Here is an 18,281-nt window from a genome sequence, read left to right on the forward strand (position 1 = left end):
TCCTTGGATCGCCTATAAGGTAATCCGAAGAAGCAGAGAGCCTTTCGGCAGACGCTTAATATACCTTAATTTAGGCGGACGCGTTTTGGGGGCTAACCCTTAGAGACAGTTTGGGCGGGCGAGAAGTGTCGGGAATTGGAGGAAACCCTCCGCAAATTTTGGGTTTGGGGAGGGTTTGTGTGTGTGAGTGTTACGCTTCGGGTTCGGTTGCGGTGACCTCTCCGTCTTTGCGAGACATGAGTTCCTTGGGCATGAAGGGGAGAAGGATGAGCACGAGGGCTGTGGTGCCTGCGTTGAGGAACACGAGCCAGGCGAAGGGCCATTTGTGATCTGAAAGTATGGATCCGATGATGTCGGCTCCGAAGATTGCAACGTTTCGGATGGAGAGAATGAGCGAGTAGCCTAAACCTTCGCAACCTTTTGGCGTAGCCCGGGCGGCTAGGTCGATGAGGGCTACCTCTGCGAAGCCGAAGAAGAATCCGTTCTGGGTTTCTATGAGAGTGGCATTGAAGAGATTGTTGTAGAGGAGATACAGAAGAGTTCCGCTGGCAGCTGCAGAAATGCCGATGAGCATGAGGACGCGGATGTTGAACTTACGAATGGCCAAGGCATACAGGAAGGCTGCGAACATGCCTGCTGCGCCGCCATAGGCACCAAACATACCGATTTGAGTTTGCGTGAAGTGGAGTTCGTCGTTTTGTCGGTAGTACAGCGGGGTGTTGAATCCGGGCGAGAAGAAGAACAGTGCAATAAAGACTAACGCGAACCAGAGGGTGCGCGACCGCACGATGATGCGAAGCTGATCGGCTGCTACCTGAAATGCCGCAGCGTTCATCGTGGCTTGAGGTTTCTCTTTGAGAAAGAGGAAAGCCACAGGAATGATGGAAAGTACTACGAGGGAGTTGACACCGGCTGCCCGGAAGAACATTCCGGAAGCGAGGATTCCGCTGACTGGACCATTGACGAAATTCGCCAGGTTTTGACTGATTTGGCGAATGGAGGTGAGGCGTCCGGTGGCGCTGAGGCGCTGGCCTGCTTCGACGAGGACGGCGCCTACGACTGTGGACATCATGACCATGAAGAGGTTGATGACGATGCAGCCGATGAGGAGTGATTGGTAGGTGTAGGGGATCTTTTGGGTTTTGAGATCCGTGCTGGCCATTTGGAGCGCTGGGAGTCCGAGGACGATCCAGCTGATGCCTGCTAGAGCTGCGCTGATGAGGAGGTACCAACGCCTTCGCGTTTTGAAGAGAGGGAAAGCGTCCGTGAGGATGCCTGCGATGGGCTTGAGGTACCAGAAGATGCCGCAGAGGAAGAAGAACGAGGCCATCTGCGTCTTGTCGACGTGGAGGCCATCTTTCAGCAAGTGCTGGAGGGGGAGTTTGCCCATGACCTGCGGCTGGGGCAGGGTGGAGGCGAAGATTCCGAAGATGATGATGAGCGAGAGGTGAAACAGGTTTTTGTCGGCGAGTCCGCCGCCGTTTCCTTCTCCCGATGCGCCAGTTGGGATGCTAGCCATGATTGTTACCGCGCATGATACTCATTAATCTTTGATCGCACCAGCCCTGGGTTTATCTCACAGTAAACTAGCGGGTGTGAATCGCTGGCCCCTCTTTGGATTTGTGCTTCTTTTGGCGGGGTGCAGAGACAAATCGACCGACCTGATGCCTCTGAAGGTGAAGAATGAGTGGCAGTATTTGGTGCGGCCTGGGCTTCAGAAGTACACGGATAACTTGCGGGTGACGCGGGAGATTGCTGTGGCGAACGTTCAGGGCTATGAGCTTGCTGGGCAGATGGGCGTTTGTCGGATGGCTTGGAAAGACGGGAAGCTGCTGACGGACCAGATGGCGAATGCGCGGTTTACCCCTCCCCTTCCCCTGTATTCTTACCGTAAGCGGGAGCCTTGGACCGGGTGGGTTTATTCGATGAACAAGAAGGAGCCTGCACGGGGTGAGGTGGTTTATACGCCTCAGAAGCTGGAGGTTTCGGGTCGGAAAATTGCGACGATTCGGTCAACTGCTTCGTTGAAGATCATGAATCGGCAGGTAGAGCTTACGACCTGGTTTGAGTCTGGCGTAGGAATTGTTCAGCAGGAGCAGCGCACAAACAACGAGTTGGATGTGTCTATTCAGTTGATCCGTGGGCTGTGAAGCGTGACGGTGGAAACCGATACACTGTTATAGTCCCGGCACTTTCAAGAAAATCTTATGGAACCGATCTCCGTTGTTGGCCCTAAACTTATCACTCTCAAAGAAGTTAAGGCAAACCCCAAAGTTAGAAAACTGATTGATGGCGCGAATGAGCTGATGAAGGCCATTGGCTATACCGAGCACGGCCACCGGCATGTGGGGGTTGTGTCTTCGATCACTCGGTACATCTTGGAGCACATGAATGTGCCGCCGAGGGAGATTGAGCTGGGGCAGATTGCGGCTTATCTGCATGACATCGGCAACGTGGTGACTCGGTTGAATCACCCGATGCATGGTGGTGTGATTGCGTTCACGATTTTGAACGAGATGGGCATGGACGCCTCGGAGATTGCTCCTATTCTGGGTGCGATTGGGAACCATGAAGAGGCGACGGGTGGGCCGGTTTCGTTTATGTCGGCGGCGTTGATCATTGCGGACAAGAGTGACGTGCATTTCAGCCGTGTTCAGAACCCGATTTTGGAGAGCTTTGATATTCACGACCGTGTGAACTATGCGGTTCAGAAGAGTCGCGTTGAGATGAACACGGAGACTCAGACCATTGAGCTGAATCTGGAGATCGATACGAAGCAGGCGACGGTGATGGAGTATTTCGAGATCTTCCTGTCGCGCATGGTGATGTGCCGGAAGTCGGCGGAGCTGCTGGGTTACCGGTTCGCTTTGACGATTAACGGGACTTATCTGGAGTAGGGGTTGGTAGGGGGCTAGCGGATGTATTCCAACCCTTTCATCTTCACAAGGGTCAGCAGTTTTTTTGCCGGTCCATCGGGTCTTCGCTCACCTCGCTCCCACTGTGAAACGGTGCTAATTGCTACGCCAAAGTGAGAAGCCCAGACGGCTTGGCTTGCTCCTTCCCTGTTTCTCAACACTTTAAGATCCTCTGGAGTGAACTCCTCTATTGGAGTGAGGCATGATTGATCGAACCGCCTTAAAGTGGTGATATCCACAATTCCAAGGCGATGCAAACCAGCAATCCCTTCGTGAACTGATTTCGCTACTGGGTCACGGTGCTTCTTCTGTTTCACTTTTGATTTCCTCCAGTTCTTTTCCTTCTATGGCTATTTTGAGTTGAGCGTCGTTGAGACTGAGTAGGATCTCTGCATATTCTTTAAGAGCTACAAGGGTTTCTGGAGCGATGTTCTCAGACTCGTTCTTTGCAAAGAAGTGGATAAAAAATGCCTTATCATCTTTGCGAAAGGCGAGGATCGTCCGATAGCCACCGGACTTCCCAGAACCCTTACGAGCGATTCGAAGCTTCACCACTTCGCCACCCAAGCGGGCATCGACAAGGCCAGCATTGGCGCTTTCCACTGCAGCAATTAAAGACGCATCGGACAGACCTTCTTTCTTTGTTTGCTTAGTGAAAGCTCTACCCTTGAAGATTCGGCCCACACTCCATAATACCACTCATTGAGCTATGGTTGTCTATTATTTATGACGTTTCTCCGTTGATCGGATGGTATTTGTAAGTCCCTGGTGATGATTGTGCAGCCTCGCTTGCAGGCCGCCAGCTTGAAGGGCGAAGACTGGTTTCCAAGGAGTAAATGTATCGCGATCAGTTGGAAACTGCCGCCACAAATTGGTTGAATCCCTACACACTGAGGAATACATTACGCACAATCTCGCGCGAAACAAGGAGAAGGCGCCCGCATACCAAACCCGTACCTTGCCCCTCTGGGACCATTGGATCGTATACGGAACTATCGTTCAAGCGTGGCGTGTTCCTTTCCATGGGACCGTTTGTTGACTGAAGACTTACTATGAGTGATGCAACTGAACGACGGCAGAGTAACATCCGATGCGCGATCAAGCTACATATGGAACAGATTGGATTATAATTTCGCCTCGAATGTGGTGAAAGTACTGTTATTTGGAGGCATAGGCACAATTCGGAGCTTGTTTGTGATAAAAAGCCATTACATTGAGATCATCAAAATCCCAGAATACAGTAAGTTCGCGTGATGCTGTTGGCGTAAAGCCGGGTCGAGCTCTAGTACGAACCCGCGCAAGTAGAACGAAACCGCCTAGGACTCATCGAAAATGTGTCCGGGGCGGATCAACGCTGAGGTGGCGGAGATTGATTGAGGCAGCGTGCAGAACACGCGAATTGCCCATCGAGGCAACAGACTTTGTTAAGTTGCTGCCTACCGACTCTGTCCCAATGGTTGTATTGGATAAATCAGGTGCAGTCCTATATGTAAAGGTATCTCACCCAAAACCCGTGGGCTTCAAAAGTTCGAGGTCGAAAGATCCGCAAGGAAAAGCCAATTTGCTGATGAATCAGGTGCTTATCAATGAGCAGATTGTTCACAGATTGGGCCTCAAAATGAATGCTCCTGTGGCCAAAGTCTCTCTTGTTAACGTGTCTACAGACTTTCTTACGCTGAATGAAATTGCCCTGAAATCGGCTAAGGACGCGATGGGGCACTGGCCGGACTTCCAACCTGGCATATGCCATGGCTCTCACGAAATTGCAGGACTGACGGATCGAGTTGGATTTGACTCTCGTTGGGAATCGGAAGCTGATAACCCAGAAAGATTGGCCAAATTGGCAATACTGTACGGGCTAACCGGTGTCAAAACAGATTATCAGTTCTTTTACAAGATAGCCCCACCGAGAAGGGTGTTTAGTCTAGACCATGGATTTGCTCTTGGAGGTTTCTCGAATGCTTACATTGATCACTGGAGTCTGGCGACCTTACAGCAATGTGTTCCTGCTCCGACAATGCTTGACTCATATATCATGACAAATTGTCGCCCAGCGACAGCTTTGTTTAGAGATGGCTATCGTCGATTGATTGCTTTAAGGGATCGCGATATTGCTGAAGCGGTTGCTACCCCACCTGATACATGGCAATTTGGAATGAAGGAGCGCATTGCTGTGGCAAAATATTTAAAAAAACGTCGTTGTGCTTTGCTGTTGTACTTGCGAAAGACACTTTAGGGAAGGGATGGAATGGGAAGTCATTATTCGATCATCAAATACGTTCCAGATCCTGTGAAAGAGGAATGCGTTAATATAGGGGTGATCACAGTTGGGGAAAGTGGTCAACCTTATTGTAAGTTTCTAAGAACTTGGGGCCGTGCTACGAACTTTGCGGGGATTTCAAAAGCCGATATGAAGTTGCTCGTTCAACATATCGAAGAGCAATGCAGTCTAATTGGTTTTAACTCTGATGAAACGTCCATGTTTAGTGTAGAGGGGCTGGAACGTCTTTCACACGAGTGGCAAAACACCATTCAACTTACTGCGCCAAGAGGATCATTGCGCCCGGCCGGAGAACTCTTGGACATGATCTCGGATAAATTCCTTGTAGAGAGATCAGTCCCGCGAGTTCATTCGCTCACTAAAGCGACGGCAATCTCAATTGGACGAAATGCGCTGCGTGATGCAGTGCGTTCTGAAAATATTGAAGCTAGCTACAAGATAGTTGGTCGTGATGAGGCAGCTATCCGAGGCGAAAGTGTCATGCACCATCTAGACTATGGCCTTAAGAACGGTGTCCTGCGCTTAGGTGGATTTGGAATGTCATTTGATGTTGAAAACACTGACATGATTGAATCGCAGTTGCATCGGATCTATACAATAAGCAATGATGTTCGCCAAGTGCCGAGCAACATACCACTCGCGGCCGTTATTGTGGGAGATGTTTCTAAGCGGCCCGAATGGATGAGAACAGCAGACGCGCTCTTGGGGAAACGTGACGTTGCACTTCTCCAACAATCTGATGTCGAGAGCTGGACACAAGAAAATGTTCACGAAATAGCTCTTGGACATTACCGTCCCTAGAGTGTGGTCAAAGGCTAAGCAAAACCTTAACAACTGGCCTCAAAAAAGAAAATGGCGCCCCCGACTGGACTCGAACCAACGACCTACCGCTTAGAAGGCGGTTGCTCTATCCACTGAGCTACAGGGGCGCTTGCGGCATGGGCTGGGATGGGCCAGCTGGAATGCTTCCTTAAAGGATACTCAAAAACCTTTGGGTGTCACACGTGTGAGTGGTTTCTGAGGACTCGATTGAGGATATCGCCGATTCCTTCTACCGTGTTGGGCTTGAGGACCAGTTCCATGGCGCCTACTTGTTGGGCTTGTTCGGCGTCGTCTTCTCGGATGTAGCCGGTCATGAGGATGACGGGGATTTCTGGGCGGATGGCTCGGAGTTTTTTGACGAGATGGATGCCGTTCATGCCGGGCATGGAGATGTCGCACATGACGACATCGAAGCGGGTGGGTTCTTGTTGGAATCGGCTGAGGGCTTCTTGGGGGTCGGTGTAGCCGACGAAGTTGTAGCCGAGCCTTCCTAGGAGTCGCTCGGATAGGAATACGAGCGACTCTTCATCATCCACGAAGAGGATCGTTTCGCCTTGTCCTTGTTTATCCATGGTGTTGTTGCCGTTGCTTTGTTGGACGCTTCCCTTTACCAGCGGGAACAGCAGGTTGATTTTGCTACCGGTGCCTCGTTCTGACTCGATGGTTACCGTACCACCGAGTGAGGTCATGATTCCGTGGACGACGGAAAGGCCCAGACCGGTTCCCTGCCCTACTGCTTTGGTGGTGAAGAAGGGTTCGAAAGCGCGTTCGATGATGCTGGGGTCCATGCCGTTGCCTGTGTCTTGGACTGACAGTTCCACGTACTTGCCTGCTCCGAGGCCGAGTGGGGTGCTTGCGTCTTCGGGGAAGCTGATTTGTTTGAGGCCGATGGTGAGTGTTCCCTGGCCGCCTCTCATGGCGTACTCGGCGTTGGTGCCGAGGTTCATGAGGAGTTGGTGGATTTCGGTGGCGTTGGATTCCACCATGAAGGGTCCTGGCTGGAAGTTGGTTTTGAAGGTGATGGTGCTGGGGATGGTGGCCCGGAGGAGTTTGAGGGCTTCGGTTACTTGGGCTTCGAGCTCTACGTTTTCCCGGGTGTTGTCGTGCTGTCTTCCGAAGGTGAGGATCTGTTTGACCAGTTCGCTGGCTCTGAAGCTGGCTTTATCGATCTCTCGGAGGCTTTCGAGAGCCACGTGGTCGCCGGGGAGGTCGCCTTTCATGAGGTTGACGTTGCCTCGGATGGCGGCGAGGATGTTGTTGAAGTCGTGGGCGATGCCTCCGGCCAGGGTGCCGATTGCTTGGAGCTTTTGGGACTGCCTGAGTTGGTTTTCTAGGGCAAGTTGGTCGGTCACGTCGCGGATCATGGCGACTGTGTTGACGTAGTTGCCGTGCTGATCTCGGATACCCGATGCGCTGACTTGGGTGTTGACGATCCGGCCGTCTTTGCGGATGTAGCGTTTCGAGAGGTTGATGCTCGCTTCTTTGGAATCGATGAGCTGTTGGAGGAGTGGGACGCAGGTCTCTAGGTCTGCCGGGAAGGTGACGTCTTGAAAGTGGAGCGACTTGAGTTCGTCTTCTGTGTAGCCAAGCATTTCCACCAGTGCTGGGTTTGCGCGAACAAACATGCCGTCTCTGTTGACGTTAGCGATGCCTACGGGGGCGAACTCGAAGATTGCCCGGAACTCTAGCTCGCTTTTGGCCAGAGCGACTTGAGCTTGTTCTTTCGACTCGATTTCGGACCTGAGCCAGACCATCGCCTCGCTGAGTTCGGCGGTTCTTGTTTCTACGTCTTTGCTTAGCCGAAGGGGTTGTTGGAGCACGACGAAGATGAGGATTGCCACCAGGGAGGCAAAGAGGACATCGATGGCGACTTCGGCGAAGATGATGTTGGTTGCGTACCAGCCCCCTTTGGGGGTTAGGCTGAGGGTCCAGAGGGCGTTGGGGACGGAGAAGGCGTACGAGACGGGATTTGAGAGTGTCTTTGATGTTGAAGACGCGATGGTGCTCTTTTCGTCTGTATAGGGATCTGTTCTCCAGAGTTGATAGTCGTAGCCCTCGTCCGCTACTCGTCCGAGGTCGCTGGACTGGATGAGGTCGTCGATGCGGATGAGGACGGCGGTGAAGCCCCAGAACTTATCGGGAGCTTTTGAACTGGGGAGGAATACGGCGAGCCTAGCGATGACTGCGACGCCGCCTTGTCGGAGTTTAATGGGGCCGGCTAGCGTTAGCTTCTTGCTCTCTCGCGTGAGTATTGCTTCTTTGCGTCTTGCCTCGTCCGCGAAGAGGTCGTGTCCTATTGCCTTTTCGTTTCCTTTTAAGGGGACGATGGCTTTCACTACGCCATTTGGCGCGAGTTGGATGTTGGTGATGCCTCCGTAGAGTCGTTCCATCTCCAGGGCGTAGGCTTCGAAGTTGTCGATCTTTCCGTTGCCTTGGTGCAGGACTGCCGAGAGCGCGTAGGTTGCGGAGATGGAGAGGTTGAGCCGCTCTTTGAGCCTTTCTCCGTAGTTTGCAGCGGACGAGAGGGCTGCTCTTCGGCTACGCTCGTTTCTGGCACGTTCTATTTGCACCGTGAAGAATGCTCCCACGCAGAGCGCGAGCACGAATGCTGCACAGGTCCAGATACGCACGCGGGCTGAGGTCAACGGTGCTCCAGTTTGCGAAGGAAAGATGATAGTAACATGGCCTGGACTTTAAACAATCGAGCAATGGGACACTCCATTCTAGAGTACGAAGCCACGTTTTGAACAGGTTGCTTTTAGGGTGGTGTGGTTACGCAAAAAAGCCCGCTAAGAAAAGCTCTTAGCGGGTGATGTTCAACCCAAGAAAATGGTCTATTTGCGTCGGCGGCGGTTGATGAGTCCGATGATTCCGAGTCCGATGGTTGCGATGGAAGCGGGTTCTGGGACTGCATTCAGTTGCACGTTGTCCACTTGGGAAACGTTGCCGGAAGCGAAGTGGTGAGCGAGGGAGATTTCCGTGCTGCCGCCTTTGCCGAGGAAGGAGTATGACCAGCCGCTTTGGGTTTGGAGGTTGGATGCGACTAGACTGTTGTTGACGTATACGTCGACTCCGCCGGAGTATCCGAAGTTGCGTCCTGTGTAGACATCTAGGCTTAGCTTGTACATTTGGCCATTGACCGTGGTTGCAGACTGGCTGATGGTGGCACCGTAGTGGTCTTCGACACCGCTTAGGTCTACCATTTGGGTGGCTTGTCCGAGGTAGCCGGCTCTTGTCTGGGAGACGTTTCCGAGTCCGGAGATGGTCCAGTTGGAGAGTTGGTTGCTGCCTGGAGAGTAGGTTTCCCAGTTACCGCTTGTGATTTGGGGGGCTTCGAAATCTCCGTTGCTCAGCAGGTTTGCCGAGGCTGGTGCGATGATGGCGAAGGATGCTGCGGCGATTAGAGTGTATTTAAGGGTTTTCATTTTTCTCTCCAGTGAGCGGTTGTTGAAAGACCTAGCTGCACAAATCGAGCCAACAACTCTTTAAATTTGGAACCTAGAAAGGATGCTAGGAGCCTCCTTAACTGTGTAAACTGCGCGCAATGAAACGTTGGTGTTTCCCATTGGTATTAGGCGGCGTGGCTGCCGTGGCATCTGGCTCTACGAGCACACAAGCGGCAGAAGGACTAGTGAAACGTTTATTCACTAGCCACGCAAGGGACTTCGTATTTGAATCCATACCAAGGGATGTAAAAGGCGACGTTTTTGAAGTTGCCTCGAAGGGTAGCAAGATTGTGTTGAGGGGTAATGATGGCGTTTCGATGGCATCTGCTCTCAACTGGTATCTCAAGAATCGATGCCATGCTTCCATGTCCTGGAGTGGCGACCAGCTTAAGCTTCCGAAGCGGTTGCCTGTGATGAGCAAGCCTGTTCGGATTGTTAGCCCTCATAAGCACCGCTACTATCTCAACTACTGCACTTTCAATTACTCGATGTCTTGGTGGGATTGGAAGCGTTGGGAGCGGGAGATCGACTGGATGGCTCTCAATGGGATCAATTTGCCGCTTGCCCTTACAGGTGAAGAGGCGATTTGGCAGAAGGTCTATCGCAAGATGGGCTTTAGCGATGCGGACTTGAAGCCTTTCTTCTGTGGACCTGCGTTCTTCTCTTGGTTCTGGATGGGAAATCTTGATGGTTGGGGCGGTCCTTTGCCACAGTCGTGGTTTGATTCCCACTTGAAACTTCAGCAGAAGATTGTCGCTCGTGAGCGGGCTTATGGCATGAAGCCGGTGTTGGCAGCTTTCTCTGGGCATGTGCCGCAGACGTTTACCAAGCGGTTCCCGAAGGCGGCTGTGAAGAAGATCAACTGGGGCATTGGGTTTGCGGATACGACGCTGTTGGATCCGACGGATCCTTTGTTTAAGAAGATTGGCGCTGAGTTTCTGAAAGAGCAGACCAAGTATTTCGGCACAGACCATTACTACTCATCGGACACCTTTAACGAGAACCGTCCGCCTTCGAGTGACCCGACGTTTCTTTACAACGTGAGCAAGTCGATCTATGAATCGATGGCATCGGTTGACCCTCAGTCGAATTGGGTGATGCAGGGTTGGATCTTCCACAACGACTCCAATTTCTGGAAGCAGGAGCAAGTGAAGGCTCTGCTGAGTGGCGTTCCGAAGGGCAAGATGCTGGTGCTTGACTTGTATACCGAGTCTTATCCTCAGTGGAAGGCTCGCGAGGCTTACTTTGGGCAGCCTTGGATCTGGTGCATGTTGCACAACTTTGGCGGGAACCAGGGTCTGCACGGGAATCTTGAGGATATCAACACGCAGCCGATTGAAGCCAAAAACGATCCCGCCAGTGGCGACATGCAAGGCATTGGTCTGACCATGGAAGCCATTGAGACGAACTACCCGGTTTATGAGTTGATGATGGAGAACACTTGGCGATCCAATCCGGTGGATGTTTCTCAATGGCTCAAGGCGTATGCTCGGCGACACTATGGGAAGGCCGATGCTCAGGTGGACAAAGCTTGGAATCTGTTGCACAAGGTGGCTTACTCGAGCATGGGTCGGGACGTGAATTCGGTGGTTCAGTCTCGACCGAGTTTGGGTTCGGCGCTGAATCCTTCGGGGTCTGGTATTCACGGTGGTAGTAAGGAGTTGTTGGAGGCTTGGGACCTTTTGGTTCAGGCGGCTCCTCGGTTCCGTGGGGTCACTACTTATGAGTACGACTTGGTTGATGTGAGTCGGCAGGTCTTTGCGGAGATGGCTCAGCCGTTTCAGCAAGAGGTTTTGAAGGCGTACGCGGCGAAGGATCGGGCGGCTCTTGGGAAGGCTTCTTCTGCTTACTTGGGGCTTATTCGCGATTGGGATCAGTTGATGTCGACTCGGTCGGAGTTCCTGCTTGGGAAGTGGATCCAGGATGCTCGGTCTTGGGGCAAGAATCGACAGGAGTCGGACCTTTATGAGTGGAATGCGCGTGGGCTTGTGACCCTTTGGGGAGACAAGAATAGCGTGCTTCATGAGTACTCGGCTCGTGAGTGGGGTGGATTGCTGAAGGGGTTCTATCTGCCTCGTTGGGCGCAGTGTATTGCCGCTCTGGACAAGTCGTTGCAGACGGGTGAGGCGCTGAATCCGGATGCTTTTGAGACTCAGCTACGCAATTGGGAGAGTGCTTGGACCTACGCACACGATGCTTATCCGGCTGCGCCTACTGGTGATGCATCCGTCGTCTCAAAGGCACTTCATGCGAAGTATCGCCACCTGTTTGAGGCTGCCTTCCCGAAGCCTATCAAGGGGGGACTGGAGGCTGGGAAGCCGGTGAGCGCTAGTTCCGTTCAAGACGGACACAGCGCTGCGAACGCCACTGATGGGTATGTGAGTTTGGACTCAGCTTGGTGGGCTGCCCATGCTCCGGCGTGGTTGCAGATTGATTTGCTGAAGCCAACAGAGGTTGGTGTGGTGCATGTGTGGCCTTATTGGGGCGATGGGCGGTCGTACCAGTACACCGTGGATGTGTCGCTTGACGGTTTGAACTGGGAGACCGTTGTGGATCAGTCGAAGAATGTGACTGCTTCTACGGCTTCGGGGAATCGGTTTGTGATTCCTGCGACCAGTGCCCGGTATGTTCGGGTGAACATGTTGCACAACAGTGCGAACGAGGGTGTTCACTTGGTTGAAGTCAAGCTGTATCCGCCTAAGAAGTAACTTAGGCGGGGATCAGTGTGAGGATGGAGACTTCGGGGGGGCAGCAGAAGCGGCTGGGGGGGCCGGTTGTGCCGATTCCACGGGAGACGTAGAGTGGGGTGGAGGCTTCTGGGTAGAAGCCTCTTGGGTATCGGCGGCCCAGTTCTGTGTGCATCGGCGTGAAGCCTCCGGGGAAGCGGAATTGGCCGCCGTGTGTGTGTCCACTTAGTTGGAGCGAGCAGCCTCTTGGGAGCATGTCGACTAGGTCTGGCTCGTGCCACAGGCAGATGGCTGGACCTTTTACTCCGGCCATGGCGAATCGAGGGTCGGCTTGACCGGCGATGGCGGAATCGACTCCTACCCAGGTGATGCCATCGTGCTCCCATGATTCATTGCGGAGGAGTTTGATGTTTAGCTCGTCCAGGATCATATCGAGGCATTCGGGGGAACCCATCCAGTAGTCGTGGTTGCCTGGGACTGCTACGGCGCTTCCGTTCATGAGGAGTGCGGGTTCGAGCAGATCGCCTAGATCTCGTGGGCTTTCGGCTTTCCAGTAGGCGACGAAATCGCCTGTGAAGGCGAGCATGTCGGGCTCTTCATCGATGGCTAGAACCATGGCTTGTTTGCTTAGCTCTAGCGACCAGGGGCCTCTTACGTGGAGGTCTGCCAGGAGTGCTATTTTGTAGCCTCGGAGTCTTTCGGGCCAATCGGGCAGCGCGAGGGTTTTGCGCTCGACCACCAGGTTGTTGGATTCGACCAACGCGCCGTAGATGAGCATTCCTGCGCCTGCTAGACCGACGCCCGTAATTAAAGACTTGAGGTTCATTCCGTTACCGTCGATTCTGGCTTATTCGAGAGTCTATCCACCAATAGGACCACTGTTTTGTCCAATAGGCCCTTCGCGTAGTCGCTGTCGGGTCCTGACTTTCTTAAATCATCGGCAGCGGTGAGAAGTGCTCCAGGCTCTTTTCCTTTGAGAGTCCATGCGTAGGCTAGGTCGAGCAGGCGGAGTGTGTGGTCTTCGAGCACTTCTGGCGTGAAGATTTGTTGGCGGTTTTCGCTGATGATCTTATCGGTCTGGGCTTTGCGCTCTTCTTGTGGGAGCTGTTGTTTTTGGAGATCGTGGAGGGCTTGGAGGATGGGGTTTGCCGTTCCGAGTTCTAATCTCCAAAGGATTGTCTCGTCTTGGGCGACCGACAGTCGGCGGAGTTCTTCTGGCGATTGTGGGGTTCTGGGGAGTTGTTCGGCGGGATGTTGGAGGTTGGAGGCTTGTTCGATGCGGGATCTCCAGAAAGCGATGCTGGTGGGGAGCTGCGATTTTTGCCAGGTGAGGGCTTGTTTGAGGCGGGCGAGGGCAAATGCGCCGGGGACTACGATGCCTACAAATGGGTCTACGGGAGTTTCGGCTAGTTTGTGGAGCCAGGTTTCTGCGGCTTCAGGGGAGACATCCGTTTCTTTGGCGGTGATGATGCCTTGAGAACGGCTTACTGTGGTGAGGAGCCATCGGACTCGGTTCTCTACTTGATAACCGTAGTTGAGGCGTGTTTCGCCGCTTGAATTGGCTGTGACTAAATACCCATATTCGATGAATTCGGCAGCTTGTATGTTAAGAGTTCCTGGAGGGTGAAGCTTTCTCTGGGAGGGCTCGATTCCGTGTGTTTTCAGGAGGAAGAGGAGCTTTCGGACTGCTTTGAGGTCTTGCTTTTCGGTGAGTTCTTCCTCTCGCTTGCTCAATTCATCGGCGAGTGCGACCGACGGTTCGCGCTTGGCTAGCCGTTCCAGTTCAGTCCAGTTGCCTGCTGCTATCCAATCGCTCAATTGCTTGGTCATTGCTGTTAGTTTAACCGCCTGAGGGGGTCCCCATATTTGTGCGTGCAAACACTTGCATGAGCCTGGTTGTTAACATTCTTAACAATTCCTTAACCATCTTTCGGTACCTTTTTTGCGGGGCTGAGAACGTCCCAGAGGATAAAATTTCCATGCGGATTAAGACCGTTTTGAACCTAAGCGTAGCGGCGTTCGCCGTTGCCGGCGCACTCGCATTCGTTTCCGTTGGTTGTGGCCCTAAGTCCGACTCTGAGACTGGCACGAAGACCGGTTCGGATGCTCCGAAGACTGGCGACAAGAAGGCTCCAGTTACTGGCAAGCTGTCCGTTGACGGAAGCAGCACTGTTTTCCCAATCGTGAACCTTCTCGCAGAAGACTTCAACCAGAAGAACCCAGGCGCGGTCACCGCGAACAAGTCTGGAACCGGTAGTGGATTCCAGAAGTTCACCCGTGGCGAGATCCAGATCGCTACTGCTTCTCGTCCGATTGAGGCTAAAGAGATCGACGCGCTCGCAGCTGCGAAGATCGACTTCATTGAGATTCCGATTGCTTATGATGGTGTCTCGGTGATTGTTAGCCCAGATAACAAGTTTGCAGACAAGCTCACCGTTGAAGAGTTGACCAAGGCATGGGCTCCTACGAGCACGGTTAAGACTTGGGCAGACATTCGAGCTGGATTGCCAGCTGATAAGATCAACTTCTACGGTCCTTCGGACAACCACGGCACTTACGAGTACTTCACTGAAGCTATCTGTAAGGTCAAGAAGAAGATCCGCAAGGATTACCAAGCCAACCAGGAGTACACCGCGATTGTTGGATCCGTTGCTGGCGACAAGAACGGTATCGCTTACGTGGGTTACAACTACTACGCAGAGAACAAGACCAAGGTCAAGGCTGTTGCAGTGGATGCCGGTAAGGGCGGAGTTCTTCCAGACGAGAAGACGATCTCTGATGGCAGCTACACCCCACTTTCACGACCACTGTTCCTTTATGTGAGCAAGCAGGCATACGATTCGAATCCGGCTGTTAAGTCGTTCGTTGAGTACGCATTGAGCGCAGAAGGCATGAAGGCCGTTACTGAGGCTAAGTACGTTCAGCTTCCAAAGGAAGCCTTGGACGCAGTTAAGAAGCACGTTGCGGAAGGCAAAGCCGGATCGCTCTTCAAAGACGTCAAGCCTGGCATGACCATTACGCAGGTTCTCTCCAAAGAAACTGGAAAGTAAAAACATGGCAACCGCACCTCCTTTATCATCTACGACATCTATGGAGACGAGTGTGATTACTCATGGCAAAGGCCTGAGTGTTAGGAGGGTGCGTGAAGGCGCAGTCAAAGGTTTCACCTTTGTCTGCGCCCTCATCTCGGTGATCACCACGTTTGGGATCATCTATGTGCTTCTGAGTCAGTCCATTCCGTTCTTTCGATCGGTTCCGGCTCTGAGCTTCCTTACGGGAACTGAGTGGCGACCCAGCGATGAGCCTGGCAAGTTTGGCGTTCTCCCGTTGATCACTGGGACGTTGATGATCACGGTTGGGGCGGGACTTATTGCGGTGCCGCTTGGACTCTTGAGTGCGATCTTTTTAAGCGAGTATGCGCATCCCAAGGTGCGGGGCATTCTTAAGCCTGCCTTGGAGCTTCTCGCTGGAATTCCAACCGTCGTTTACGGTTATCTGGGTTTATTCTTGGTGACACCGCTCCTTAAGAAGTTGAGTCCCGAATTTCAGGCATCCAATGCCGCTTCTGGTGCGATTGTGGTGGGCATCATGATTCTTCCCTTGGTGTCTTCGCTCTGCGAGGATGCGCTTCGAGCCGTACCGAGAGCCCTTCGAGAAGGTGCTTACGGATTGGGTGCGACCAAGATGGAAGTCACGACGAAGATCGTTGTCCCTGCTGCCCTTTCGGGAATCATGGCCTCGTTTATCTTGGCTCTGTCTCGTGCGCTTGGTGAGACGATGGCTGTTACTCTTGCTGCGGGTCAGAACCCAGTGCTCACTTTGAACCCGATGAAGAGCATTGAGACCATGACTGCTTACATCGTAACGACCTCTCAGGGTGATGCCGCGGCGGGTTCGGTTCGCTATAACGGAATCTTTGCGGTGGGTGTTACGCTCTTCGCCTTTACGATGATCATGAACCTGGTTGCCAATAAGCTCGTGAAGAAGTTCCGACAGGAGTACTCGTGAACGCTACTGCAAACCGACATCTGGCTCGAAGAAAGCGGACAGACAAGATTTTCCGCTCGATGTGTTTTGGCGCAGCAGGCTTTGGTGTTTTCCTGCTCGTTTTGCTCCTGTTCCAAATCTTTAGCGATGGGATGGGGCGGCTTAGTTTTCACTTCATCACCGATCTGATCTCGGCAAGACCAAGTAAGACAGGCATTTGGCAGGCGGTTGTCGGCAGTTTCTACATCATGGCGCTCACGGCAGGAATCTCCATTCCTATTGGTGTTGCGGCGGCTGTTTACCTTGAGGAATTCAACACGCGTAAGACGAAGCTGACGCAGTTCATTCAGCTGAACATTTCCAACCTTGCGGGTGTGCCTTCGATTGTTTACGGCCTTTTGGGATTGGCTGTTTTTAGTCGAGGGATGAACCTTGGCCCTAGCATTCTTGCTGGTGCCTTGACGATGAGCCTTTTGATTCTGCCGATGATTATCATCGTGACGCAGGAGTCTTTGAAGGGTGTTCCTAAGTCTTATCGCGAAGCGTCTTTGGGCTTGGGCTCTACTCAGTGGCAGGCGATTCGCTTTCAGGTTTTGCCTCATGCTGCACCTGGCATCATGACGGGTGTGATCCTTGCAGCGAGTAGGGCTATTGGAGAGACTGCTCCTCTGATCGTTGTAGGAGCTGTTGTTGGTGCTGTTACGGTTCCGAGCAGCATTCATGACCGTTACACGGCGTTGCCGCTTCAGATCTTTAGCTGGTCTGTGGATTCCAAGGATGAGTTCCATCGGACTGCAGCGAGTGCCATTGTTGTGCTGATGGTTGCTCTGCTTGCGTTGAACTCTGTGGCGATCTTCATTCGCAACCGGTCCGCACAAAAACGATAGTTCTCGTTTTATTGTCATTTCTTGAAACCCGTATTAGGTCTGCGGGTTTTGCTCATTCGATACTGCTATTCTTAATAATGCGCGCAGAATCGCTTGCTTTTCTTCAGGAGATCGTCAATACTCCGTCGCCCTCGGGATTCGAGGAGCGTGCGGCTGAAGTCTATCGAAATTACACTCGGGCTTTTGCTGACGAGATCAAAACAGACGTCCATGGCAGCGTTGCCGCCATTCTTAACCCTCATGCTGAGATGAAGATCATGCTTGCAGGGCATATGGATGAAATCGGATTCCTCATCCATTACATCAGCGAAGAAGGACTGATTTACTTCTCTGGAATTGGCGGACATGATAGTGTGATTCCTATTGGTCAGCGTGTTTGGATTCATGGGAAGAAACAGATCCCTGGCGTGATTGGACGTAAAGCGGTACACCTGCTTGAAGAAGAAGAGCGGAAGAAGAAGCCTGAGCTGAAGGACCTTTGGATTGATATTGGTGCGACCTCCCGCGCTGAAGTGGAAGAGTTCATTCAGTTGGGCGATTGCGTGACCTTCCAATATGAGTTCCAGCAGCTTCTTGGTGATCGCGCTACTGCTCGCGGCTTTGACAACAAGATGGGAAGCTTCATCGTTGCTGAGGCGCTTCGAATTTTGAAAGAGGAGGGCGGTCTGGATCCAAACGTGGGCGTGTACGCTGTTGCGACCGTGCAGGAAGAGATTGGGCTTCGCGGAGCGCGGACCTCTGCGTATTGGATTAATGCTCAGACCGGTTTGGCTGTCGACGTGAACCATGCGATTGACTATCCGACTGTTAGCAAGTCCCGCTATGGACAGCTGGATATTGGCAAGGGGCCAAGTGTGATGCGTGGCGCGAACGCAAATCCGATTGTGTTCAAGATGATTCGTGAGGCGTGCGATGCAGCTGAGATCCCTTACCAGGTTGATGTGTGCCCGAACGGCACTGGAACGGACGGTAATGCCATGCAGTTGAACCGAGCCGGAATGGCTGTGGGAATTGTAGGAGTTCCTCTTCGATACATGCACACACCGTGCGAGCTGCTGTCGCTGGTTGATGTTGAGAACTGTGCGAAGCTGATGGTGGCTTATTGCCGCTCCGTTAAGCCAGATACCGACTTTACGCCTCGAATCCTGTAAGGATCGTTTTCACCCCTCCATTTCTTGCGTGCAGGAGGGGTGACCAAAGGCACATATTTGTGAATTTGGAAATGTTTTAGTGCCAGTTGATAGTGTTACTTCGTC

Annotated in this window: 16 protein-coding genes and 1 tRNA gene; 9 read left to right on the forward strand and 8 right to left on the reverse strand. The window is 52.7% G+C overall.

Features of this window, described 5'->3' with window-relative positions:
- Positions 1-190: 190 nt before the first annotated feature.
- The gene (locus tag ACZ51B_RS10175; RefSeq protein ID WP_464297138.1) at positions 191-1,519 is read right to left on the reverse strand and encodes an MFS transporter; all 1,329 of its coding nucleotides are present in this window, start codon (positions 1,517-1,519) and stop codon (positions 191-193) included.
- 76 nt (positions 1,520-1,595) lie between these two features.
- Here ACZ51B_RS10175 and ACZ51B_RS10180 point away from each other — a divergent pair, with 76 nt between their 5' ends.
- Together ACZ51B_RS10180 and ACZ51B_RS10185 are read left to right on the forward strand one after the other, a co-directional pair.
- On the forward strand, positions 1,596-2,150 hold the full coding sequence (locus ACZ51B_RS10180; protein WP_464297139.1) for a hypothetical protein: 555 nt from the start codon (positions 1,596-1,598) through the stop codon (positions 2,148-2,150).
- A gap of 57 nt (positions 2,151-2,207) precedes the next feature.
- Positions 2,208-2,897: a phosphohydrolase gene (locus tag ACZ51B_RS10185; protein WP_464297140.1), complete on the forward strand. Its 690-nt coding sequence runs from the start codon at positions 2,208-2,210 to the stop codon at positions 2,895-2,897.
- Between the two features lie 14 nt (positions 2,898-2,911).
- Here the strand turns inward: ACZ51B_RS10185 and ACZ51B_RS10190 are convergent, their stop codons facing one another.
- Both ACZ51B_RS10190 and ACZ51B_RS10195 read right to left on the reverse strand, forming a co-directional pair.
- Positions 2,912-3,232 carry a helix-turn-helix domain-containing protein gene (locus ACZ51B_RS10190; RefSeq protein WP_464297141.1) on the reverse strand — a complete coding sequence of 107 codons (321 nt, stop codon included), beginning with the start codon at positions 3,230-3,232 and terminating at the stop codon, positions 2,912-2,914.
- Complete coding sequence (locus ACZ51B_RS10195) at positions 3,210-3,614, reverse strand: type II toxin-antitoxin system RelE/ParE family toxin (protein WP_464297142.1); 405 nt, start codon at positions 3,612-3,614, stop codon at positions 3,210-3,212. The genes ACZ51B_RS10190 and ACZ51B_RS10195 overlap by 23 nt, the downstream gene beginning before the upstream one ends.
- 670 nt (positions 3,615-4,284) lie before the next feature.
- Here ACZ51B_RS10195 and ACZ51B_RS10200 point away from each other — a divergent pair.
- Positions 4,285-5,151: a hypothetical protein gene (locus ACZ51B_RS10200; protein ID WP_464297143.1), complete on the forward strand. Its 867-nt coding sequence runs from the start codon at positions 4,285-4,287 to the stop codon at positions 5,149-5,151.
- 12 nt (positions 5,152-5,163) lie between these two features.
- The gene (locus ACZ51B_RS10205; protein WP_464297144.1) at positions 5,164-5,997 is read left to right on the forward strand and encodes a DUF3037 domain-containing protein; all 834 of its coding nucleotides are present in this window, start codon (positions 5,164-5,166) and stop codon (positions 5,995-5,997) included.
- 52 nt (positions 5,998-6,049) lie between these two features.
- On the opposite strand, the gene ACZ51B_RS10210 is transcribed toward ACZ51B_RS10205, so the two are convergent.
- The 3 genes from ACZ51B_RS10210 to ACZ51B_RS10220 all read right to left on the reverse strand — a co-directional run bounded on the left by ACZ51B_RS10210 (position 6,050) and on the right by ACZ51B_RS10220 (position 9,443).
- Positions 6,050-6,125 (reverse strand) — tRNA-Arg (locus ACZ51B_RS10210).
- Between the two features lie 69 nt (positions 6,126-6,194).
- Positions 6,195-8,648, reverse strand: a complete 2,454-nt coding sequence (locus tag ACZ51B_RS10215; RefSeq protein ID WP_464297145.1) for a response regulator — start codon at positions 8,646-8,648, stop codon at positions 6,195-6,197.
- 204 nt (positions 8,649-8,852) lie between these two features.
- Entirely contained in the window at positions 8,853-9,443 is a 591-nt protein-coding gene (locus ACZ51B_RS10220; RefSeq protein ID WP_464297146.1) for a DUF642 domain-containing protein, read from the reverse strand.
- 119 nt (positions 9,444-9,562) lie between these two features.
- On the opposite strand from ACZ51B_RS10220, the gene ACZ51B_RS10225 reads away from it, so the two are divergent.
- Positions 9,563-12,172 carry an alpha-N-acetylglucosaminidase TIM-barrel domain-containing protein gene (locus tag ACZ51B_RS10225; RefSeq protein WP_464297147.1) on the forward strand — a complete coding sequence of 870 codons (2,610 nt, stop codon included), beginning with the start codon at positions 9,563-9,565 and terminating at the stop codon, positions 12,170-12,172.
- Between the two features lies 1 nt (position 12,173).
- Here the strand turns inward: ACZ51B_RS10225 and ACZ51B_RS10230 are convergent, their stop codons facing one another.
- Both ACZ51B_RS10230 and ACZ51B_RS10235 read right to left on the reverse strand, forming a co-directional pair.
- Entirely contained in the window at positions 12,174-12,977 is an 804-nt protein-coding gene (locus ACZ51B_RS10230; protein WP_464297148.1) for a metallophosphoesterase, read from the reverse strand.
- Entirely contained in the window at positions 12,974-13,981 is a 1,008-nt protein-coding gene (locus ACZ51B_RS10235) for a hypothetical protein (protein ID WP_464297149.1), read from the reverse strand. Before ACZ51B_RS10235 ends, ACZ51B_RS10230 begins: the two co-directional genes overlap by 4 nt.
- Before the next feature lie 149 nt (positions 13,982-14,130).
- Here ACZ51B_RS10235 and ACZ51B_RS10240 point away from each other — a divergent pair, with 149 nt between their 5' ends.
- From ACZ51B_RS10240 to ACZ51B_RS10255, 4 genes are all read left to right on the forward strand, one after another.
- Entirely contained in the window at positions 14,131-15,201 is a 1,071-nt protein-coding gene (locus ACZ51B_RS10240) for a PstS family phosphate ABC transporter substrate-binding protein (protein ID WP_464297150.1), read from the forward strand.
- Positions 15,202-15,205: 4 nt separating this feature from the next.
- Positions 15,206-16,159, forward strand: coding sequence for a phosphate ABC transporter permease subunit PstC (gene pstC / locus ACZ51B_RS10245; protein WP_464297151.1), 954 nt, complete (start codon positions 15,206-15,208; stop codon positions 16,157-16,159).
- Entirely contained in the window at positions 16,156-17,025 is an 870-nt protein-coding gene (gene pstA, locus ACZ51B_RS10250) for a phosphate ABC transporter permease PstA (RefSeq protein WP_464297152.1), read from the forward strand. The genes pstC and pstA overlap by 4 nt, the downstream gene beginning before the upstream one ends.
- Positions 17,026-17,102: 77 nt before the next feature.
- Positions 17,103-18,176, forward strand: a complete 1,074-nt coding sequence (locus ACZ51B_RS10255; RefSeq protein ID WP_464297153.1) for a M20/M25/M40 family metallo-hydrolase — start codon at positions 17,103-17,105, stop codon at positions 18,174-18,176.
- The last annotated feature ends 105 nt before the right edge of the window (positions 18,177-18,281 follow it).

The sequence above is a fragment of the Fimbriimonas sp. LA-C6 genome, assembly GCF_055398105.1.